Source organism: Streptosporangium sp. G11, from assembly GCF_051192615.1.
Lineage (GTDB): Bacteria > Actinomycetota > Actinomycetes > Streptosporangiales > Streptosporangiaceae > Streptosporangium.
Genome location: NZ_JBPJUQ010000251.1, coordinates 1 through 1,963, shown reverse-complemented (window position 1 = coordinate 1,963; position 1,963 = coordinate 1). Strand labels below are relative to the sequence as shown.

Here is a 1,963-nt window from a genome sequence, read left to right as displayed (position 1 = left end):
CCGCCGAAACAGGGGGTGCGGGCCACCACCACGCGCGAGCGCTGGCAGCAGGTCCATGCCCTGCTCAACCAGGGTGTTGGGCTGCTGGAATGCGCACGCCGCCTGGGTCTGGCGCTCAATACCGTGAAGCGCTACGCCCGGGTCAACGAACCCGACCGGCTGGTGCGCGTGCCGAAGTACCGGCCTACGCTGGTCGACCCGTTCCGCGACCATCTGCGTCGACGCCGGGCCGAAGATCCCGCCGTCCCGGTCCAGCAACTCCTCGTCGAGATCAAGAAGCTCGGCTACACCGGCAGTCAGAACCTGCTCTACCGGTACATCAACCAAGGCCGCGTCGAATGTGACCGGCCCGCGATCTCGCCCAAGCGCTTGGCCGGCCTTCTCCTCACCAAACCGAGCAAGCTCAAGGACCACCACGCCGAGCAACTGGATGCCGCCATCGCCGCCTGCCACGAGATGACCATGCTCGCCGGACTCGTCCGGGACCTCGCCGCCCTCCTGGACCCCAAACAGGGCAACGACCAGCTACTGACCGCCTGGATCGAACAAACGCGTCAGGTCGACCTGCCCCACCTGCACGCCTTCACTCGCGGGCTGGACTACGACCGGGCCGCCGTCAACGCCGCACTCACCCTCCCGTTCCACAACGGTGGCACCGAAGGCGTCAACACCAAAACGAAAATGATCAAAAGGCAGATGTACGGCCGAGCCGGCTTTGCGCTCCTCCGCCACCGCATCCTGCTCGGCTAACACGCTCCGTCACCACCGAAAGTGGGCCAGAGCCGAAAACCCGTACAGTCCCCAAGCTGCGCAACATCCTGACCTCCTTCGACGAGTTCGCTCACGACGAGTCGCTGACACCGAGACAGCTACAGAACTACACGAGCATCTACAACGCACGGTGGGAGAGGCACCGCAAACGGGACACCGGCGAGAAGGAGTCGATTCTCGACGATGTCGTCTTCGAGATCGAACTCATCAAGCAGGTCGAGGTCAACATCGACTACATCCTGATGCTGGTGCAGAGGTGGCGTGACGAGGGCCAAGTCAAGATGGGCGAGGAAGGCAGGACGCCACTACGTGCCATCGAGGACGCCGTCGACGCCAGCCCATCACTGCGGAACAAGAAGGACCTGATCATGGAGTTCGTCGACTCCATATCGGTCACCGGTGAGGTCAGCGACGACTGGCGAATCTTCGTCACCCAACGACAAGAAGCCGAACTCGCCGAGATCATCGACGCCGAGCACCTCCGGCCCGAGCAAACGAAGTCGTTCATCGAAGTGGCCTTCCGCGACGGGGCAATCGCAACCAACGGAACGGCGATCACCCAGATCCTGCCACCGGTCGCCCGCTTCGCGAAGGATAACAATCTCGGCGCCAAGAAGCAGCGGGTCATCACGAAGCTGAACGCATACTTCGAGCGCTTCCTCGGTCTGGCCTGAAAGACACTGCCACCGCAGGTCATCCGGTTTTCCTTCGGAGCTTGACGGCCTAGCGATGCAAGTCACGTGTCGTCAGATGACGGGCGCAGTCAGGCACCAGCGGGACATGCGCGGGATGATCAGGGGTGGCGAGCGACTTTGAGACCGCGTTTCTGCAGGTCAACTCCCCTATGGGGAAGTCGCAGCCCGCGCTCTCCTGATGCGGGTGTCTTTGTCAAGCCCTGCGGCGAGGCCGTGACGATCGCTGACTTCGGTAACCGCCGTTGGTCGCTGGGGCGATCGATGCCAAGCCCCTCCTTCGTCGGGACTTGCCACCGTTGACCATGGCTGAGGTGACAGCAGCGCTGACAGCAACGTCTCCACACACGGACTCACTTCGGCTGCCGTCCACCACCCTCTGACCACGGTCTCCGCTACCCGGCCAGGGTGATCGCTCCGCCTGGCTCGAAAATCGGTGCGTTAGTGGGCAGGCGGCAGCGAACCCTGGCCGGTGATGTCGGGGCAGGGCTTGCGGGGTG

2 protein-coding genes are annotated in these 1,963 nt (G+C 63.5%); both read left to right on the top strand.

Annotation, left to right across the window (positions count from 1 at the left end; translation table 11 throughout):
• Positions 1-750: transposase (locus ACSDR0_RS50275; RefSeq protein ID WP_435296076.1), on the top strand; the 750-nt coding region annotated here is incomplete at its 5' end.
• Positions 751-806: 56 nt separating this feature from the next.
• On the top strand, positions 807-1,445 hold the full coding sequence (locus tag ACSDR0_RS50270) for a type I restriction endonuclease subunit R, EcoR124 family (protein WP_435296077.1): 639 nt from the start codon (positions 807-809) through the stop codon (positions 1,443-1,445).
• The last annotated feature ends 518 nt before the right edge of the window (positions 1,446-1,963 follow it).